The organism is Sinomicrobium endophyticum, assembly GCF_052983315.1.
This window is the reverse complement of sequence record NZ_JBRKIS010000043.1, coordinates 50,367-69,443: the sequence shown is the minus strand read 5'-3', so window position 1 is coordinate 69,443 and position 19,077 is coordinate 50,367. Positions and strand designations below refer to the sequence as shown.

General features: G+C 44.5%; 17 protein-coding genes. 6 read left to right on the top strand and 11 right to left on the bottom strand.

Going from position 1 to position 19,077, the window contains the following annotated elements:
* Window positions 1-311 precede the first annotated feature (311 nt).
* The 5 genes from ACVBDU_RS16990 to ACVBDU_RS16970 all read right to left on the bottom strand — a co-directional run bounded on the left by ACVBDU_RS16990 (window position 312) and on the right by ACVBDU_RS16970 (window position 8,287).
* Window positions 312-1,268: an aldose epimerase family protein gene (locus ACVBDU_RS16990; RefSeq protein WP_447180920.1), complete on the bottom strand. Its 957-nt coding sequence runs from the start codon at window positions 1,266-1,268 to the stop codon at window positions 312-314.
* A gap of 139 nt (window positions 1,269-1,407) precedes the next feature.
* Window positions 1,408-2,847, bottom strand: coding sequence for a TolC family protein (locus tag ACVBDU_RS16985; RefSeq protein WP_447180919.1), 1,440 nt, complete (start codon window positions 2,845-2,847; stop codon window positions 1,408-1,410).
* Between the two features lies 1 nt (window position 2,848).
* Window positions 2,849-6,007 carry an efflux RND transporter permease subunit gene (locus ACVBDU_RS16980; RefSeq protein WP_447180918.1) on the bottom strand — a complete coding sequence of 1,053 codons (3,159 nt, stop codon included), beginning with the start codon at window positions 6,005-6,007 and terminating at the stop codon, window positions 2,849-2,851.
* A 162-nt stretch (window positions 6,008-6,169) separates the two neighbouring features.
* The gene (locus ACVBDU_RS16975; RefSeq protein WP_447180917.1) at window positions 6,170-7,357 is read right to left on the bottom strand and encodes an efflux RND transporter periplasmic adaptor subunit; all 1,188 of its coding nucleotides are present in this window, start codon (window positions 7,355-7,357) and stop codon (window positions 6,170-6,172) included.
* A 333-nt stretch (window positions 7,358-7,690) separates the two neighbouring features.
* On the bottom strand, window positions 7,691-8,287 hold the full coding sequence (locus ACVBDU_RS16970) for a TetR/AcrR family transcriptional regulator (protein ID WP_447180916.1): 597 nt from the start codon (window positions 8,285-8,287) through the stop codon (window positions 7,691-7,693).
* Window positions 8,288-8,769: 482 nt separating this feature from the next.
* On the opposite strand from ACVBDU_RS16970, the gene ACVBDU_RS16965 reads away from it, so the two are divergent.
* The 3 genes from ACVBDU_RS16965 to ACVBDU_RS16955 are packed head-to-tail and all read left to right on the top strand — an operon-like array spanning window position 8,770 to window position 11,229.
* The gene (locus ACVBDU_RS16965) at window positions 8,770-9,309 is read left to right on the top strand and encodes an RNA polymerase sigma factor (protein ID WP_447180915.1); all 540 of its coding nucleotides are present in this window, start codon (window positions 8,770-8,772) and stop codon (window positions 9,307-9,309) included.
* 44 nt (window positions 9,310-9,353) lie between these two features.
* Window positions 9,354-9,959: a hypothetical protein gene (locus tag ACVBDU_RS16960; protein ID WP_447180914.1), complete on the top strand. Its 606-nt coding sequence runs from the start codon at window positions 9,354-9,356 to the stop codon at window positions 9,957-9,959.
* Entirely contained in the window at window positions 9,931-11,229 is a 1,299-nt protein-coding gene (locus ACVBDU_RS16955) for a DUF4097 family beta strand repeat-containing protein (RefSeq protein WP_447180913.1), read from the top strand. The genes ACVBDU_RS16960 and ACVBDU_RS16955 overlap by 29 nt, the downstream gene beginning before the upstream one ends.
* 30 nt (window positions 11,230-11,259) lie before the next feature.
* Here ACVBDU_RS16955 and ACVBDU_RS16950 read toward each other — a convergent pair whose 3' ends face one another.
* Genes ACVBDU_RS16950 through ACVBDU_RS16940 form a run of 3 tightly spaced genes read right to left on the bottom strand, consistent with a single transcriptional unit; the run spans window position 11,260 to window position 14,406 of the window.
* A complete protein-coding gene (locus ACVBDU_RS16950) occupies window positions 11,260-12,048 on the bottom strand; it encodes a patatin-like phospholipase family protein (protein WP_447180912.1) in 789 nt (262 codons plus the stop codon).
* Between the two features lie 18 nt (window positions 12,049-12,066).
* Window positions 12,067-13,554, bottom strand: a complete 1,488-nt coding sequence (locus tag ACVBDU_RS16945) for a S10 family peptidase (RefSeq protein WP_447180911.1) — start codon at window positions 13,552-13,554, stop codon at window positions 12,067-12,069.
* 60 nt (window positions 13,555-13,614) lie between these two features.
* Window positions 13,615-14,406 carry a TIGR02757 family protein gene (locus tag ACVBDU_RS16940; RefSeq protein ID WP_447180910.1) on the bottom strand — a complete coding sequence of 264 codons (792 nt, stop codon included), beginning with the start codon at window positions 14,404-14,406 and terminating at the stop codon, window positions 13,615-13,617.
* 104 nt (window positions 14,407-14,510) lie between these two features.
* Here ACVBDU_RS16940 and ACVBDU_RS16935 point away from each other — a divergent pair, with 104 nt between their 5' ends.
* Together ACVBDU_RS16935 and ACVBDU_RS16930 are read left to right on the top strand one after the other, a co-directional pair.
* Window positions 14,511-14,900, top strand: coding sequence for an acyl-CoA thioesterase (locus ACVBDU_RS16935; protein ID WP_447180909.1), 390 nt, complete (start codon window positions 14,511-14,513; stop codon window positions 14,898-14,900).
* 191 nt (window positions 14,901-15,091) lie between these two features.
* Entirely contained in the window at window positions 15,092-15,289 is a 198-nt protein-coding gene (locus tag ACVBDU_RS16930) for a hypothetical protein (RefSeq protein ID WP_447176175.1), read from the top strand.
* Window positions 15,290-15,589: 300 nt separating this feature from the next.
* Here ACVBDU_RS16930 and ACVBDU_RS16925 read toward each other — a convergent pair whose 3' ends face one another.
* Window positions 15,590-16,531: a LysR substrate-binding domain-containing protein gene (locus tag ACVBDU_RS16925; RefSeq protein ID WP_447180908.1), complete on the bottom strand. Its 942-nt coding sequence runs from the start codon at window positions 16,529-16,531 to the stop codon at window positions 15,590-15,592.
* Window positions 16,532-16,716: 185 nt separating this feature from the next.
* On the opposite strand from ACVBDU_RS16925, the gene ACVBDU_RS16920 reads away from it, so the two are divergent.
* A complete protein-coding gene (locus ACVBDU_RS16920; protein ID WP_447180907.1) occupies window positions 16,717-17,196 on the top strand; it encodes a Dps family protein in 480 nt (159 codons plus the stop codon).
* A 49-nt stretch (window positions 17,197-17,245) separates the two neighbouring features.
* On the opposite strand, the gene ACVBDU_RS16915 is transcribed toward ACVBDU_RS16920, so the two are convergent.
* On the bottom strand, window positions 17,246-17,599 hold the full coding sequence (locus ACVBDU_RS16915) for an avidin-fold protein (protein WP_447180906.1): 354 nt from the start codon (window positions 17,597-17,599) through the stop codon (window positions 17,246-17,248).
* Between the two features lie 116 nt (window positions 17,600-17,715).
* On the bottom strand, window positions 17,716-19,047 hold the full coding sequence (locus tag ACVBDU_RS16910) for a DUF58 domain-containing protein (RefSeq protein WP_447180905.1): 1,332 nt from the start codon (window positions 19,045-19,047) through the stop codon (window positions 17,716-17,718).
* Window positions 19,048-19,077: the final 30 nt, after the last annotated feature.

Below are 19,077 nucleotides of genomic sequence, written 5' to 3'. Positions count from 1 at the left end.
TTAGGGAGTTGAAACGGGAACACTTTCCCTACAAAACTCCATCCCGATATATATCGGGACTCCCCAACTCCAAGACTCCCAAACTAAGCACCCAATATCTTCTATCTTTATCAGGTTCCTGAGCGCAGTCGAAGAGCAATCTTCATCAATAACAACCAAACACTATAAAGCACCAACACCCTTCATCTCTTTGTCACTTTGTCTCCCGGTGTCTCATCCCTTTCATCTGTCTTCCCTTATATAATGCGTTTGCCCTAAGGGTATGCTCCCTGTTTCCCTTTCCGTATTTTGAGAACAGGGAAGAAAAGATGCTATCTCACGCCGAACCGAAGCACTGTTTCGTTCCTGTATGTCTCTCCCGGCTCCAGGACTGCCGAAGGAAAATTTGGCTGGTTAGGTGCATCCGGAAAAGTCTGGGCTTCGAAGCAGATGGAAGAAAAATTTCCGTACTCGGTCCCGTTTACAAAATTCTTTTTTCCGAGATCGTCAGGAGTAAAGACAACGGTAGCCCTTTGGTCAGTACTTACGTTCATCTCAATCCCCGTTTCAGGAGAATACAGGGTTGCGGCGGGTTCTTGTCCCTTCAGTACAAAAACATCGTCTATGCCTGAAAATCCTGGTTTGGAACCGATGACTTCGGGAGACAGAAAATTGTATGCGGTGCCTTTTACGGGTAAAAAATCTCCCGTAGGCAGAAGTTTATCATCCAGCTCAACAAAAACCTCGCTGTTTAATTTCAGCTCGTGGTTGAGAATGGAATTTCTCCCTTCGAGGTTAAAATAAGCATGATTCGTAAGGTTGATAACAGTGGTCTTATCTGTAGTAGCCACGTAAGTTATCTTCAGGGAATTACCCGCTAATTGATAGGTAACACTTACCTTTAACGTTCCCGGGTAACCTTCTTCGAGATCCGGACTGGTAACCGTATAGGTTACAAACGGATTTTTCCCTTCCGTTTCTGTCTTTTCCAGTTCCCAGTTTTTCTTGTCCAGTCCGTTTCTGCCACCGTGAAGGTGTACGCCGTTTTCCTGGTGCAGTTCATAATCTGTGCCGTTCAGGGAAAAACCTCCATTGCTTATCCTTCCGGCATAACGGCCTATGGAGGCCCCTATGTAAAAAGGATTGTCTTTGTAATCTTCTTCCGTTTCAAAGCCGAGAACAACGTTAACGTCGTTTCCGTTTTTGTCTTTGACGATGAGTTGCTGTATCGTTGCACCGTAATTAAAGGTAGTAAGGGTGATATGGGAATTTTGTATGGTATGTTTCAACTGAAATGTTTTTTAAGGGTCCGGATTTCCCGGAGGAAATCATCAATGGTTTTTATGGAAGGCTAAAATACAAAAACCCCGCATTTGCAGGGTTTTTGTGTTGTAAATAAAACGAATGTATACCAGGGATTGATAAAAATTACTTCAGGGTTTCCGGAAATATCCCGAGGGACTGGATCAGTGAAACACGTTCGCTGAGTTCCTGACCGAATAGCTGAACACTCAGGCGTTCCGCTTCCAGTACCTGTCGTTCTGCATCTACTACATCTATGTAATTTACGAGTCCTTTGCGATAACGTTCACCGGTAAGGCTGGCGGCATCCCTGGCAGCAGTTACAAATTGCTGTTGCGCCAGGAGTTGCTGGTGGACCCATTGCAGCCGGGCGTAGGCATTTTCTACCTGCCGATGGGATTCCAGGGTTAACTTGTTGTAGTTTTCCCGGGCCTCCTGTAACTCACTTCGTCTCAGTTTTATCTCGGAACGTTTTCTTCCTCCTTCAAAAATAGGGAGAGAGGCAGATACTCCTGCAATCCAGCTCCTGCCGTTATCTTCTATGAGATTACCGGCCTCGCCGGAGAGGTAACCGTATGAACCGTTCAGGTAAAATGATGGCAGCAGTTCTTTCCACTGTCTGCTTACCCTTTTGTCCGAAGATTCCAGTAAAAGCCGGGCCGCTTTCAGATCCGGTCTGGAAAGGGCAAGGGAGTCTTTATCCACGAATGCTACCGAAGGCGGGAGGTACCGGACCTTACTATGCGGAACCCGGAAGGTACTTGCGTCTTCACCGGTAAGTGTGGACAGGATCAATTCTATTTCCGCCCGGAGTTGCCTGTTGTTTTTTAGCTGTACCTGTACGGATGAAAGTTCTGTTTTTGCCCGGAGTACATCGATCTGGCTTACCAATCCGGCTTCGTAGCGGGTAGAGGTTATTTCCAAATTGTCTTTACGGGTTGTTTCCGTATGTTCCAGAAGATCACTTTCCGCATCGAGTTGTAACAGCAGGAAGTAACTCCTGGATACTTCCGCAATAACGGCAAGCAGGGTACTTTTTCTTTCCTCTTCACTGGCCCTGGAGGTAAGTGTACTGGCTTCAACGTTGTTGATATTCTTGCCGAAAACATCTACTTCATAAGACAAGGTAACCGGTAGTTCGTAAGTGTTGAGGGTGGCCCTGTCCAATTGTCCGCCGAACGGATTCGGGCGGTTGGGTGAAAACTCCTGTCTAACGAAAGACGGTTCGAAACGGATAGTGGGAAACATTCCGGCCAATGCTATTTTTTTATTGGCCCTGGCCTGCTCTACCCTTGCCCCGGCAATCCTGAGGTCTATATTGTTAGCCAGCGCTTTTTGGACCAGGCTGTCCAGTTCTCCGTATCCGAATGCTTTCCACCACGGGGCTGCATCCGTTATAGGATCTGCATTTTTTGTGATGGTGTCATTTCCTATATATAAAACTACATTTTCCTGTGGCGGTTCCTGCCACTTCCAGCCGCTAAGACTGTCTTGTGCCTGTAGGGGAAGGAAGAACCAAACGGTGAGGATGATGTGGGCAAATTTCAAAAAATGGATCGTCTTCATATTATGCTTTTACGTCGATAGTTTTAGTTTTTTTAATTCCTATTTTTCTACATAAAACGTAGAATACCGGGGTAAAGAGAAGTCCGAAAAAAGTAACTCCCAGCATACCGCTGAATACGGCTGTACCCAGTGACCTTCTCATTTCAGAACCTGCACCGGAAGCCAGTACCAATGGCACTACACCGAGTATAAAGGCGAATGCGGTCATCAGTATGGGGCGAAGACGGAGTTTTGCCGCTTCCCTTGCAGCTTCTTCGAGGGCATAACCGCGATCTTCCAGTTGCTTGGCAAATTCTACGATGAGAATGGCATTTTTACTGGCCAGCCCCACCAGGACCACCAGTCCTATCTGGGTAAGGATATTATTGTCCATACCTGCAATACCCACACCAAGCATGGCTGATAGCAGACACATAGGAACGATAAGGATAACAGCAAGCGGAAGTACCCAGCTTTCATACTGTGCGGCAAGCAGGAGGAAAACGAAAAGCACGGCCAGGGCGAAAGCGATACCTGCGGTATTACCGGACTGTTTCTGCTGATAGGCTATTTCCGTCCATTCGTAATCGACACCTTCCGGGAGTATTTCATCGGCGAGTTTTTCCAGTGCATCAATAGCTTCTCCGGAGCTGTACCCCGGCGTAGCATTACCTGTCAGGGCCAGGGCAGGGTAGAGGTTATATCGGGGCACCCTTGCCGGTCCCGAAAGGTCTTCCAGCTCACCGATGGCTCCGAGTGGTATCATCTTGTTTTCTTTATTGCGAACCCGGATACGGGTTAGGTCTTCCGGGCCATAACGGTAATCCCCGTCTGCCTGGGCGGTTACCCGGAATGTTTTTCCCAGAAGGTTAAAATCATTCACAAAGGCGGAGCCCAGATAAACTTCTATGGCACTGGATATTTCTTCGATAGGAATCCCCAGTTTTTGTGCGCGTTCTTTGTCAATGTCAAAAAACAATTGTGGAGAACTTGTATTAAAGAAAGTAAAGACATCGGTAAGGGCGGGGTCCTGATTGGCTGCTGCCATTAATGCATATCCGGCCTGAAGCAGTTGTTCATTGCCCAGTCCGCCCCTGTCCTGGAGCATGAGTTTGAATCCCCCGGCATTTCCGATACCGCTTACGGGAGGGGGAGGGATGACGACGATGAACGCATCTTCAAAAGCTCCCAGGGCCTGATTGAGTTTAGCCTGAATATCTTCATATACAATTCCCTTGGATTTCCTGGTATCAAAATCTTCCAGGACGGGGAATATGGCTCCGGCATTGGAAGCATTGGTAAAGCTTGCAGCATCAAAGCCCGTAAATGCAACGGCATCTTTTATCCCGTCGATTTTCATAATACTGTCTATGGCTTTTTTCACGACATTGTCCGTTCTTTCCAGGGAGGACCCGGGAGGTAACTGGATCACTGCTATAAAGTAACCTTGGTCCTGGGCCGGGATAAACCCGGAAGGAACCCGGTAAAAGGCAAAGACAGTGAACAGGATAAGCACTGCATAGATAACCAAAGCCCATGCCCGAATGCCGATAAACTTCCGTACTATTTTTCCGTAGCGGTCAGATACCCAGTCCATCATACGGTTAAACTGTGCGAAAAATGCGGATATAATGCCCATTTTAGCCGTAGTTGCATGCTGCTCTTCCGCAGATTTGTGTTTTTTCATGACCAGGGCTGCTATGGCAGGGCTGAGGCTCAGGGATACGAATACGGAGATCATCGTAGCTACCGCAACGGTTACCCCGAACTGACTGTAAAACTGCCCGCTGATACCTTCGAGGAATATAGTAGGCAGAAAAACCGCTACAAGAACCAGTCCCATAGATATCAATGCGCCACCAACTTCATCCATGGTCCTTTTGGCTGCTTTTTTAACACCGAGACCTTCTTGCAGGTTACGTTCCATGTTTTCCACTACAACGATAGCATCATCTACCACAATACCAATGGCCAGGACCAGCCCGAACAGGGTAAGGTAGTTGAGGGAATATCCGAGTGCCTGCATTACCGCAAACGTACCTATGAGCGATACGGGAATAGCCAGAATAGGAATAATGGCAGCCCTCCAGGTTTGCAGGAAAAGTATAATAACCAGTACTACGAGAAATATGGCTTCATAAATAGTGTGCTCTACCTCGTTTATGGATTGTTGTATGAATTCCGTCGGATTATAAGCGATACGATACTCGATTCCCTGCGGAAAATTCTTAGCAGCATCTGCCATAGTTGCTTTTATGGCTTCTGCGGTTTCCAGTGCATTGGTTCCGGGCCTTTGCGATATGGGCAGGGCCACGGCAGGATATTGGCTGAGGTATCCTTTGGTGCTGTATGTGGCAGCACCCAGTTCTACCCTTCCTATATCCTTGATACGTACCAGTTCACCACGATCCCCGTTCCTTACGATGATATTCTCAAATTCTTCGATGGAATTGAGCCTGCCCTGGGTCTGAATATTTACTTCGAAGGCATTCTGATAGGTCAGTGGCTGTTGATTCAGTGTACCTCCGGCGATCTGGATGTTTTGTGATCTTAAGGCGGTCAGTATTTCGTTAGGTGTCATATCCAGTGTGGCAATACGGTCCGGATTGAGCCATATCCGCATGGAGTACTGATCCCCGCCGAACATCTGTACCGATCCCACCCCATCAATACGCGAGAGACGGTCGGTGATCTGGAAATTGGCAAAATTAGCCAGATAGGTCTGGTCGTATGTATTGTCCGGAGATATGAGGTGGACAACCATCATGAGGTCGGGAGAACTTTTTTCGGTGGTTACCCCGAGCCTCCGTACTTCCTCCGGGAGACGGGGCTCCGCAGTGGCAACCCGGTTCTGTACGAGTACCTGGGCGTTGTCCACATCTATTCCCTGTTTAAAGGAAACGGTAATCTCGAGAGCACCGTCGTTGGAAGCCTGTGACGACATGTATATCATTCCTTCCACCCCGTTGATCTCCTGCTCCAGGGGAGTGGCGACGGTTTTGGAAATGGTTTCCGCACTTGCTCCGGGGTATACTGCCCGGACCACAACGGTAGGGGGAGCAACATCCGGATATTGCGATATCGGAAGAGAAAAATAGGCCAGACCTCCAACGATCATAAGCAGGATAGAGATCACGATCGAAAGAATCGGCCTTTTGATAAAAGTATGACTGATTTTCATTGGTTTACTACTTTTTTATTGTAGAAAGTTTGCCCGGTAAAATCATAGAGGACATCTTTTCATTTTAGTGATAAATAAGTTTGGAAACAGAATATAAAATCCTTCTCCCGGTAATTGAGCACACCGGGAGGAAAGGAAAACAGTTATTATGTCAGGAATGGATTAACGCAGGGCTACGGAGACACTGTCGCGCGTGGTTACCGCGAAAGATTCTTCTTTCGGGGCCACCTTCATGCCGGGCCGTACTTTGAGTAAATTTCCTGTTATGATTCGGTCTTCTTCCGTTAGTCCGCCTACGACGATCCTGTACTTTTCACCATACAGTTTGCCTATTCTTACCGGTTTTACCTGTACGGTACTGTCCGCATCGATCGTATAGACTATTTTTTGGGACTGATTGCTGCTTATTGCTATCTCCGGAATAAGTATTGCATCGGTCTTTGTTTTTTCGAGTAATCGCAAACGGCCAAACATACCGGCTTCGAGCTGCATATCCGGATTTTCAAATACGGCCCTGCCGCGAATAGTTCCCGTACTCCTCTGGATTTCATTATCGACAAAGTCCATATATCCTTCGCGGGTATAATTTTCATCGGCTGACAATTTCACAACTACGGGCTTTTTTATGGCTGAATTGTTTCCATTCGAATCCGGGGAAGCGTGAAACTTCAGGAAGTCATTTTCGTTCCCTTCGAAATAGAAGTGGATCGGGTTTACGGCAAGGATAGTAGTCAGAAGTGTGGCATTGGCAGCTCCGCCTGTTATATAATTTCCGGAGTTGACGAAATCTTCACTTATTTTCCCGCTTATCGGTGCTTTGACTTCCGTATAGCTGAGATCGAGACGTGCCTGGGCCATTCGGGCATCGGCGGCCATAAGGCGTGCTTCGGCAGATTTGGCAATTTGCTTGCGCTGTTCTACTTCTTCGGCTGAAACTGCCCTGGAATCCTGTACGGAAGCGATACGATCATAATCGCTTTGTGTACGGCGGAGATCGGCCTCGGCCTGTAGCTTTTCGGCTTCGGCCTGTTTGAGTGCTACGTAATAAGGACGTTGGTCAATAATAAAAAGTGTTTGTCCTTTTTTTACGATATCGCCGTCCCTGAAGTTAACGGACTCGATATATCCGTTTACTCTGGAACGTATTTCCACGCGTTCGGAAGCTTCGAAACGGCCTATGTATTCGCTCCAGTCCGTAATTTTATGTACGGAAGGATGAACGTAGGACGCGGGGAGAGCTTGAGGGCCCTGTTCCGCAGCCTTACCCTCACTGCAGGAAATAAAAGTAAAAGTGACCAGCAGGAACGCGAATAGGATAAGTGCGGTGCTTTGGTATTTGTAGTTTTTCATAGCGTTTACTTTTTTTGGGAAAACAAAGTGTTAACCATGCCTTCCGTTCGGACTTAATTTGAGTGTTAAAATAAATTTAGCTGATGGATGATCCGTTTAATCCCATTAAATAGATTTAATTCCCCGATGCTCTGCATCGAAATGGGCTAAGGTTTGTTCATTTGAATACCTCGCGTCCCGATCCCGATAGTTATCGGGATTATCGGGATTGCCCCGAGGTAGTTGATGAAATACGATGTTCCGGTGGAGAAATAGAATGTTTCATAAGTTTTAGGGTTAAATGTTGATATTGTTAAAATTGACCGGTCGTCTATGATAAATTCAAAAAAAATATCACTTTAATATGAGAGTCTTTAAAAAGAACAGGAAGTTGTCCAAAGGTCCGGCACTTTGGTTTTCTTTCATGGATATAAGCATGCCTTTATAGGCATCTTCGATAAATGCTACGATGTTATCCGGGTTTACAGTATGGTCTATTTCTTCATCCATTTGTGCTGCAATGACCACGTCCACTATTTGCCGTCTTATTTTTTCTTCATGGTTAACAATGGTTACACGTATTTTTTCACTGTGTTCGGACATTTCACTACCTATGTTTGCCCCCATGCAGCCCCAGGTACAATGGAGCTGGTCTTTCATAATATTCACCCGCTTTTCGTAGTAATTGTACAGTCGTTGTGAAGGAGGTACGGACTGATCTTCCAGTACTTCCGAAGTGCTCGCTCTCTTCAGGGCAAAATACCTGTCCAGTGCCTTGACGGTAAAATCTTCTTTGGAGTCAAAATAAAAATAGAAAGAACCTTTGGGGACATCGGCTACTTTTACAATGTCATTGACACTGGTACCGTTGTAGCCTTTACACCAAAGCAATTCCAATCCTTTGTCCAGGAGGAAATCGGTTTTTTCTTTATACTTTACTGTCTTTGACACGGTTTATCTAATTTCAGATGCAAAAATATGACCGGTCGTCTATAAAAACCAAATGTCAAATGTTAAAATTTTAATAAGAAAAAAAGGAATAATTTTTTTTAACGCCCCGAAGTGAAGTTAATTTGTTGTTATTGTGTGTTTTATTGGTTTTTCCGGCGTTTTTTTGCGTACCTTTTTTCGGGATAAAAGTATAAAATTATCAAAAACCTGCAACATGTGGTATTCCGCATCGTCTATAAAGATGTAGGTTATGGCGATTTAAAAAACGTATTAAGAGCATGTTTAAAAAGAATTCAATTGGCTAAAAAATGCCCTTTTTGCCCCATATTTTGTCTTTTTCTCGCCCCATAGCTACGGCTATGCTCCCGATAATCATCGGGATCAAAAAAGCCTTCATATGGAACAAAAATCATCATTTTTCGCTACAATCAATCCTTTTTAAACATGCTCTAAAGAATAAAAAACAGAACAAACCGGCCGGAATGTTTCAGACAGACCTTATTGAAAAGTGTAGAAATAACGACCGCAAGGCACAATTAAAACTGTATCGACAGTATTGTGACGCCATGTTCTGTGTGGCCAAACGTTACCTGGCAAACCGGGAAGATGCGGAAGATGCCGTACAGGAGTCTTTTATAAAGGTTTTTAAAAAACTACATCAATACAGGGAAGAAGTAGCTTTCGGGGCCTGGCTGAAACGCATTGTTATTAACCATTGTCTGGACAGGATAAAGACAGAAAGAGAAAAATTGTTGTCTTTGGACGAGGGATATATCGATATCGCGGAGGAGGAGAACGGGGATTGGCTGGTTAAAGACAACGTAACGTCCAAAATGGTTATATATGCCATAGAACGCCTGCCGGAGAGTTGCAGATATGTGGTAATGCTTTTTTTGCTGGAAGGATACGACCATGAGGAAATAGCCCAGATACTGGGGATTACGGAAGTGAATTCCAGGACGTTGCTTTTTCGCGGCAAAAAAAGGTTACGGGAGATATTGGGAGCGTATAAACCGGCTTGAGATAATAGATAATGGATTGACGGGATACTAAAAAGAACAGTCGAATGAAGGATATCAGGGAATTACTGGAAAAAGGATACCGGGAGACGGACGGGATACCGGAAGGGCATGAAGAACGTTTTCTGGCCAGGCTGAATAGTGAATTGCCGGAAAAGAAAGTGAGAAGACTGAATTTGTCCGGCGGACAGGTATGGAAAATTGCTGCTTCTTTTTTGATTGTCGGTGGAGTCGCCGCTATTCTTTTCTATGGGATGCAACAAGAGAAGGGTGGGATAGAGGACTCTCCTGTAGTTACAGGTACCGGTAACCCGGTAAATGATGTTAATCGTATTTCTTTGGGAGACCTTTCTCCCGACCTGAAAAAAGTGGAGGAATATTATGTAACTGCGATAAACTGGGAAATATCCCAGGTAGAGATCGATGAGGAGAACAGACAACTTTTTGATGAATACATGGCCAGGCTTGGCGAACTTAATGGAGAATATCAGGCATTAAGCCGGGAACTGAACGATATAGGGCCCAACGAGCAGACGGTCGTTGCCTTGATAGATAACTTGAAAATGCGGTTGCAGTTGTTGTACCGCCTGAAAGAAAAATTACAGGAATTAAAGAACAGAAATAATGAAGAAATATCCGGTTTACAGATTTAGTATGCTGCTTATGGGGCTTTTTGCCCTGCAGGTACAGGCACAGAAAGAGACCAAAACATTCCGTGAAAGTTTTTCGGTGAATAAGGACGTCATGGTCGAAATAAATACCAGCCATTCCGATGTACAGTTTGAAACGTGGAACAAAAATACCGTTGAGGTTGTGGCTACCGTAGAGGTAGAGGGACTGAGCAAGGAAGAAGCTAAAAAGTACTTTGAAAGCTGGGATTTCCGGACTACGGGAGATAAAAATAAAATACAGATTTCCACTCATCCCGGAAATGTGTTTGCGCTGTCCGGATTTCCGGCGATTCCCGAAATCCCGGAACCTATTGAAGTGCCTATCCCTCCCGTACCTCCTATGCCACCCAAAATGCCGGATATGTCCGGTTTGACCTTCGATTATGAGGCATACAAGGAGGATGGGGATGCTTATATGGAGGAGTGGAAAAAGAAAATGAAAACTATTTTTGATGAAGATTTCAAGGAGAACATGAAGGAGTGGAAGAAAGAAATGGAAGAACGTTCTGAGGAAATGAAAGTCCATGCCGAAAAAATAAAGGCAAAAGTAAAGGAATCCCAAAAGAATATGAAAGTATTTTATTTTTCGAAAGACGGAAACCAGCAAGAAATTAAGATACAAAACGGGCAATCCGGCAAAAAGCACATAAAGATCCGGAAAAGTATACTTATCCGCATACCGAAGGACACGAAACTAAAAATGAATGTACGTCACGGAGAGGTTAAACTGGCCGAAAACTCAGAGAATATCCGGGCAACCCTGTCTCATGCCAGTTTGCTTGCCCACCGGGTTAAGGGCAAAGAGACTTCTATAGAAACTTCATATGCTCCCGTTCTGGTCCACAACTGGAACGGGGGAAAACTCAAAGTGAATTATGTTAAGGAAGTAGACCTGGAAAATGTTACCAGCATGGAGCTGATTTCCAATGCGTCCGACGTAACGGTAAACAACCTGTTGCACACAGGGCGCATACAGGGAACTTTCGGTAAGTTGCAGATAAATAATATAGGAAATGATTTCCGGGAACTGGATGTTACGCTGGATAACACCAATGCCGTAATCGCATTGCCCCGGTCGGGTTTCCGTATTTCGGTGAACAGTGAAAACTCCGATATAAAACTCCCCGAAAACCTGAAGGTTTCTACTTCCGGAACTATGGGGAACACAGTAATAAAGGGAAGTGCCAAAGAAGGCGACTCCGGGGGGCAGGTCACTGTTCAGGCCAAATACAGTGACGTCAGGTTCCATTAACAGCCGGATTTACACCCCATCCGGATATTATTATTCCGGGGAAAAAATGTCCAGCATTTTGGTATACTCATATCCTATCTGAAACATCTTCTCCGCCTTAGAGGCATCCAGTATAGGATAATTATACAGTTCCGGCGGTTCTATATAGATATCGCATTCTTCTTTTTTCCGGAAAGACGTAGATTCCACACTCAGGTGAAATGTCCTTGTAGCTATATCGATCAGGTTATTCAGTTTGTCTGCTTTATGCGAAGGGGTGATGTTTATGGCAATGATAGTATCGCATTTATCCTTCAGGGGAGCTATGGGAATATTATCAAAAATACCGCCGTCCACATATTTCTTACCATTTATTATAACCGGGGAAAACAATACGGGAATAGAGGAAGAGGCCTGTACTATTTTTCCCAGATCACCTTTATTGAAATACTCGATAACACCATCGTTGAGATTGGATGCCGCCGCATAGAAAGGTATGGGCAGATCTTCTATATTTTTGGCGGGAATGTAACGTGCTATGGTGTGCTGGAGTTTATCGAAATTCAACAGGCCGTCCCTGGGAAGCTGTATACTGGTAAAATTGCCCAGCCTGTTTTCTTTCATGATCTCAAAAACTTCTTCGGGAGTAAAACCGCCTGCTATGAAAGCCCCGACTATAGCCCCGGCACTTACCCCCGAAAGGATATCGGGCTTAATACCCGATTCTTCCAAAGCTTTGAGAACACCCAGGTGTGCGAATCCCCGGGCGCCGCCCCCGCCAAGGGCCACGCCACAGCGGTAAGGGGCGGATCTTTTCCTGGAGAACAATGACTTTAGCATAAACTTTATGGTTTTACATTAGTATTTGGCCGGAACGTCCTTTCCGGGTAAGGAATTCCGTATGAATTCCCGGATATGATCGTTGGCGGTTTTCAGGTCTTCTTTACGCAGGTACATCATGTGTCCGCTGTGATAGGCCTCAAAACGCATGCGGTCGGCAAACTTTCCGGCGGGGTCCATTTGCCACATGGTGTATTTGGCATTGAAATAAGTACATGCTCCATCAAAATATCCCGATTGCACCATGATTTTCAGGTATGGGTTTTGCGCCATTGCCTGCCGGAGATTATCACCGGTATTGTCATCTGACCTGTCCCAGGGATGTACCGGCCCGAACATATTGTACTTAACATCGGTTTTGAAGTTAAGGTGCTCCCGGGCGTAATAATTCATGGCAGGGGTAAAGGAATGCAGCCAGGAGGTGAGTTCGGCATTGTAATCGGGGGAATCTCCCGCGTCTTCACGATCGATACCGAGATAACGGGAATCCAGCCGGCCAATGGTATAGCCTTTATCCCGAAGAAGTTCTTTCCAGAAAAACCGATAAGACACGTCGAGATTGTGCTGTAACAGTACTTTTTCGGATAACCCGGAATACCTGGCCATTTTTGAGGCGGCAGATTTTTTTTGCGTATTATCCAGATGTCCTCCCAGGGTCAGTGCGGGAAGCAGTTCTTTGATCGTATAGTTCTCTACTTCCGGCAGTATTTCTTCGAGTTTTTTCTGTTGTAGGTCGGGAGGCAGCATTTTGTGATACCATGCGGCGGCGGCAAAATACGGCAGGCGATTGGCTATTTCCACGGGGCCGTCCCTTTTAATCCCCAGTTCGGTAGGAGATACCAGTACAACGCCGTTGAGGTACATCCATTGCTGATTTTGCAGGGCAAGGGCAAGCCCGGAAACACGGGTTGTGCCATAACTTTCCCCGATCAGGTATTTCGGCGATTGCCAGCGGTCAGATCGGGTAACAAATGTATTCAGCCATTCCGCAAGATATTTGATATCGGCATTAACCCCGAAGAAGTCCGATTTTTTTGCTTCTTTCTCTTCTGTTTCAATGAGCCGGGAATACCCTGTGTTTACGGGATTTACATACACAATATCCGCGACATCCAGAATGGAATACGGATTTTCCTTGATACCGTAAGGTTGTACCGGGTATCCTTCGTCATCGATATTCAGCAGGCGGGGCCCGGTATATGCGATATGCATCCACACCGAAGCCGATCCCGGTCCTCCGTTGAAAGAAATGACGAGGGGTCTCGAAGCCCTGTCCTTAATACCCTTTCTCTCATAATAGGTATAATACAAAGTGGCTGTCGGATTGCCGTGTTCATCCCAGACCGGTTGGGTGCCTGTAGTGGCGGTATAAGAAAAACGATTGCCGTTTACCGTTACTTCATGAGTGGAAGTAACCGTAGTGTCTGCGGGGATAGTACGTTTCTGAGCAAGTAAAAAAGAACAAAAGAAGAGGAGTAAAAGCAAAGGGGTATTTTTCTTTTTCATGAAGAGATTTTTTAACGGGTTACGGAGCCATTTGGGCTGCACCTAAATTACTATAAATTCTTAAAACTTTTCAAAGGCACCGAGGCCAAATAGTGCAAAATCATATTTTACCGGATCGGAGGCATCCAGTTTTCGGAGACTGTCATCCAGTTCCGAAAGGGCTTTGGCATCATTTTGTTTTCTTTTCAATAACCCCAGTTTTCTTGCTACATTGCCCGAATGCACATCCAGGGGACAGGAAAGCCGGGAAGGAGAGAGACTTTTCCAAATGCCGAAATCCACCCCGGTATTGTCGTCACGCACCATCCACCTCAGGAACATATTAATGCGTTTGGCCGAGGAGCCTTTTAAGGGATCGGAAACATGTTTCTCTGTTCTAGGCAGATGCGGGATTTCAAAAAAGTATTTTTTAAAATGATGGATAGCATCCTGTAGGGTTTCTTCTTCTGCATGTTTGGCAAAAACAGCTTCCGGTCCGCCGTGTTTCGTGTATATATGGCGCAACGATTGTACAAAACACTGCAAATCCGTTCCGTTAAAAGTGCGGTGAACAAAAGTGTTCAGCTTTTCCAGGTCTTCTGCTTTGTGCGACATTACAAAATCGTAAGGAGCATCGCCCATGAAAGTCATCATCTTACGGGCATTGTTGATAATACTTTTACGGTTACCCCAGGCAATGGTGGCCGCCAGAAACCCGGCTATTTCTATGTCTTCTTTACGGGTGAAAGCGTGTGGAATCTGTATAGGGTCCGTTTCTATAAAATCGGGTTTGTTGTACTCTGCTGCTTTGGCATCGAGAAATTCTTTTAATTCTGAAGGGGATAGCAGGATTGTGTTTTTTTTCGTCTCCAATGTTTTCTGTTTCTGGTTTATGATCCTGGAAAACAGCTGTTGTTTCCATTAGGTTATCTCGTGCAAAATAAATAAATTTAAAGGATAAATATAATACGACAAATATGAGATTTCACACCCGTAAATGGGTAAAGCCCGAAGACCTGAACCCGAACGGAACCCTGTTTGGCGGACGCCTTTTGCAATGGATAGACGAAGAAGCTGCCTTGTACGCCATTATTCAACTGGAAAACAAAAAAGTAGTCACCAAATTCATGTCCGATATCAACTTTGTGGATTCGGCAAGGGAAGGCGATATTATAGAAATAGGCATCGATGTGGTTAACTTCGGTAAAAGTTCGTTGAACCTTCGATGTGAGGTAAGGAATAAAATGACCAGGAACACCATTATTTCGGTAGAAAGAATTGTAATGGTAAACCTGGGGGAAGATGGTAAACCCAGACCACACGGGAAGACACAGATAGAGTTTGTCAAGGACCGTCTGGAAAAGTAATGGTTTGCAGGTAAAGATTGTCTGTTTAGGGAATTAGAGGATAAAAGAGACACGTGCACACTTTTGCAAATCAGTTAATTAGTAAATATTTAACGATTACCTGAAATAATTCGTATGAAAAAATCGTTATATTTGATGTAATTATAACCCGGCCCGGAGTCGGGTACTAACCCTAAAAAACGTTCATAATTATGGCTAGAGCTATGTATGAGTATACCCAAGTCGTACTCCAGAAAGTGAGCTTTGATTCCGTTCTCTTTTGTAAAGAGGTAGAAAAAGCGGTTCACCGATTGTTACCATATGAACTGGAAGAATTAAAAATCTGGCTTGACCAGTTTATATCGGGGAAACCTGAACTTTCACAATGTCTAATTTATCTGAAGTCATAAAAATCTAAATCCCGCGAGAGCGGGATTTTTTGTTTTCAGGGTAATGTATTATATACAGGTCGGGCACAAAAGTTCCGGGCTGAACAAGAATCCTGAGGGAGTCCTTTAGTCTGTTAGTTTTGGAGTTGGTTAGGGGATCCGGTTATCCAGTTGATCTCCATCTGAAATATCTGCCAAAAGCCTAGATAATTCTTATGGAAATACATGAAAACGGACTTTTCAGGCATAAAACAGGGTCGTTACTTTGAAACAACTCAGAACTACCAACTAAAAAATTCCACAACTAAATCTGATTTTTTATTATTTTTTCCCGATAGGGCTTATGATCTGTACGTTCTGGAAAGCTATGGCACCTCGTATGACACCGGAAATCACTTCTTTCAGGGCTTCTATAATATGCAATTTGAGTTCACTCTTATGATAGATAAGGCTTACTTCCCTTGCCGGGCTGGGATCGTTGAAGAAATGAAGGTATTTTTTCTTTTTTTCATTAAGCCCCAGGGTGTGCAGGTAAGGTAGCAACGTCATTCCCATACCTTCATCCGCCAGTCTTATCATAGTTTCGAAACTGCCGCTTTCCAGTTGAAAACGATCATTTTTAAAGTCTTTTTCGGCATGGCAGAGGTTGATGACCCCGTCACGGAAACAGTGTCCGTCTTCCAGAAGCAGAACGTCTTCTATCTTGAGGTCCGCCGTATCTATTTTCATATTGGAATGCAGGCGATGGTCTTCGGGAACGTAAGCAACAAAGGGTTCGTAATACAGTACCCGCTCTTTGATATTGTCGTTTTCCAAAGGTGTAGCGGCAATAGCGGCATCCAGGTGTCCGTCCGTAAGCTTCTGCATGAGGGTTGCCGTATTTTGCTCTTCTATTTTTATATTGACTTTAGGATATTTGTTGATAAAGTTCTTCAGGAACATGGGCAGCAAGGTAGGCATTACCGTCGGAATAATACCGAGTTTAAATTCCCCGCCTATAAATCCTTTTTCCTGGTGAACGATATCTTTGATCCTTCCGGACTCACTGACGATATTCCTGGCCTGGGCAACGATTTTTTTGCCCACTTCCGTAAGCTGGATAGGCTTCTTGCTTCGGTCAAAGATCAGGATGTCCAGTTCGTCTTCCAGCTTTTGTATCTGCATGCTCAGGGTAGGCTGGGTGACAAAGCTCTTTTCGGCGGCAAGTGTAAAATTCTGGTACTCGGCCACGGCAAGTACATATTGTAATTGGGTTATGGTCATTGTCGTATGTTATGCTCTGTAAAGAGAAGGGAAGACTGCTGTTTTATACGTTTTTCTCCCCGGTGTTTTTACATAGTTTTATTCGATAAAAATATAAAAACTATTGATAAATGTTATATGTCTTTGCCCTTAAATAATCCGTAAATTTGTTGTAAATTGATAAGGAACTTAAAAATCATACTATTATGGGATTAAACAGTTTAGGATTGGATGTTGAAAAAACTGAAAACCTGGTGAAAGACCTCAATAATTTGCTGGCTAATTTTCAATTGTATTATCAGAATCTGAGAGGTATTCACTGGAATATACGGGGAAAACGCTTTTTTGACCTTCACCCGAAGTTCGAGGAATTATACAATGACAGCCAGGAAAAAATAGACCTTATAGCAGAAAGGGTGCTCACTTTGGGCGGAACGCCTTTACATACTTTTGAAGATTATATCAAGGCGGGAAAAGTTCCGGTTGGCAAAAACGTGCATCAGGATGAGGCTGCAGTAACCCTTGTAGTAGATTCTTTGACGGAACTGCTGAAAATAGAGCGTATTATCCTGGTTGAATCTGACGATGCAGGAGATGAAGGTACGAATGCGATGATGAGTGATTTCATTACCGAACAGGAAAAAACTGTCTGGATGATGAAAGCATGGCTGGACGAAAAGATATAATTTGTTCCAATCCGGAAGAAACATGGACAAGGCGCGGAATTCCGCGCCTTTATTTTTGGAGTATCTCCTCAATTACCGAATGCCCTTCGGATTCGTCCCCGGAAGTCCACTGCCATGTTTCGTGGAGCCTGATCTTACCGTCGTACAGAATTTCAGGCACGGACCTACATGTGCCGGTCATTAATTCCCCGGAAGAATTTACCTGGTGATACCGCATTTCTATAACTCCCTCCGAATCTACTATCCCTATAAGGTGACCGTAACGTATCTTTCCTCCTTTATATTCGGAAGTCAGGATATTTCCCTCTTGTTTATATAAAAAAACGGTTTCGGAAGAGGTCTCCCCGTTTTCCGTATTGCTTACGGGGCGGAAAACCCGGTTGTTGTAATTGATTTTCATCATGGAATATTGTTTGTGCCTTAAAATCGAATACCAAAATTAAGGTCTTTATCTTTAAGAGAAAATCTGGCCTGGTCAAATGACGGGGGTCATAATTCTTACGGTTTTAACTATAATTGTTATAACAGCCCCCTGGCCTTTATCTCCAGGTATTTATTGATGGTATCCACGGTGAGATTTTCCGGTGTGGTTAATATGGAGTAAATACCGTATTTTCTCAATTCATTGACAATTAGCCGTTTCTCAAAGGCAAATTTTTTGGCAATAACCTTGTCGTAAACCTGCTGGATGGTTTCTGCCCGGTTTTGTATCAGGCTGTTGAGTTCGGTATTCTTGAAGAAAATAACTACGAGCAGGTGGTTTTTGGCGATGCCTTTTAAATACGGTAATTGCCGGTGTAGCCCGTCCAGCGTTTCGAAGTTGGTGTAGAGTAAGATAAGGCTACGATTGGTAATGTTACGTTTTATATCGGCATACAAACGGCTGAAATCCGACTCGAAGAAATCGGTTTCTATATTGTAAAGCGTTTCCAGGATAAGTCCCATCTGGGAGGACCTTCGTTCTGCCACCACAATATTTTCCACCTTTTTGGAAAAGGTGAACATGCCGGCTTTATCCTGTTTTTTCAGTACGACATTACTGATCACCAGGGTGGCATTAACGGCATAATCGAGCAGGCTCAGCCCTTCGAAAGGCATTTTCATCACCCGGCCTTTGTCTATCACGGAATAAACAGGTTGTGACTTTTCGTCCTGGAACTGGTTTACCATCAACTGGTTTTTCTTGGCGGTGGCCTTCCAGTTCAGCGTACGCAGATCATCACCCTGCACGTATTCTTTTATCTGCTCGAATTCCATGGTATGGCCTATACGGCGGATCTTTTTAATGCCGTATTGGTGCAGACGGTGCGAAAAGGCCATAAGGTCATATTTCCGGAGCTGCAGAAAAGAGGGATAGGTAGGCACCATGGCATTATCACAGAAAATATATCGTTTGGCCACCAGTCCCAATGCAGAGGAAATAAAAATATTCAGTCTTCCGAAATGGTATTCGCCCCGTTCGGTAGGCCTTAAGTCGTATTCCAGGGTGTGGGTGGCCGAAGCGGCCAGTTTACGGTTGATCCGGAAGTTGCGTACCTGGAACTGTTCGGGAATTTCGTCGATTATACGGGCATATACGGGGAAAGTATGGTGATTGTCAATGCTGATTTTTATGGGGTTCTCATCACCGTTGGACAACTTCTCGGGAAGTAGCCGTTCTGCGTTTATGCCTGTTTTAGTGAAAAAGAGAATTAAAAGATCCAGAAAGGTAAATGTCAGCAAAATGATGAATCCCAATTGCGCGAGAAAAAACAGCCTGTCAAATACAAAGCTGATAACAAACAGGACCATTACGGCGATACAGCCGTAAAAAAAACGATTTTGCAGGTATAAGGGTTTGAAAAGTTTCAATTTTCTCTCTTTCTAAGTTGTATGTATTCG

Coding starts and splice junctions, on each gene's coding strand:
- ACVBDU_RS16985 (WP_447180919.1), bottom strand. CDS start 2,847: ATGAAGACGATCCATTTTTTGAAATTTGCCCACATCATCCTCACCGTT.
- ACVBDU_RS16980 (WP_447180918.1), bottom strand. CDS start 6,007: ATGAAAATCAGTCATACTTTTATCAAAAGGCCGATTCTTTCGATCGTG.
- ACVBDU_RS16975 (WP_447180917.1), bottom strand. CDS start 7,357: ATGAAAAACTACAAATACCAAAGCACCGCACTTATCCTATTCGCGTTC.
- ACVBDU_RS16965 (WP_447180915.1), top strand. CDS start 8,770: ATGTTTCAGACAGACCTTATTGAAAAGTGTAGAAATAACGACCGCAAG.
- ACVBDU_RS16960 (WP_447180914.1), top strand. CDS start 9,354: ATGAAGGATATCAGGGAATTACTGGAAAAAGGATACCGGGAGACGGAC.
- ACVBDU_RS16955 (WP_447180913.1), top strand. CDS start 9,931: ATGAAGAAATATCCGGTTTACAGATTTAGTATGCTGCTTATGGGGCTT.
- ACVBDU_RS16950 (WP_447180912.1), bottom strand. CDS start 12,048: ATGCTAAAGTCATTGTTCTCCAGGAAAAGATCCGCCCCTTACCGCTGT.
- ACVBDU_RS16945 (WP_447180911.1), bottom strand. CDS start 13,554: ATGAAAAAGAAAAATACCCCTTTGCTTTTACTCCTCTTCTTTTGTTCT.
- ACVBDU_RS16935 (WP_447180909.1), top strand. CDS start 14,511: ATGAGATTTCACACCCGTAAATGGGTAAAGCCCGAAGACCTGAACCCG.
- ACVBDU_RS16930 (WP_447176175.1), top strand. CDS start 15,092: ATGGCTAGAGCTATGTATGAGTATACCCAAGTCGTACTCCAGAAAGTG.
- ACVBDU_RS16925 (WP_447180908.1), bottom strand. CDS start 16,531: ATGACCATAACCCAATTACAATATGTACTTGCCGTGGCCGAGTACCAG.
- ACVBDU_RS16920 (WP_447180907.1), top strand. CDS start 16,717: ATGGGATTAAACAGTTTAGGATTGGATGTTGAAAAAACTGAAAACCTG.
- ACVBDU_RS16915 (WP_447180906.1), bottom strand. CDS start 17,599: ATGATGAAAATCAATTACAACAACCGGGTTTTCCGCCCCGTAAGCAAT.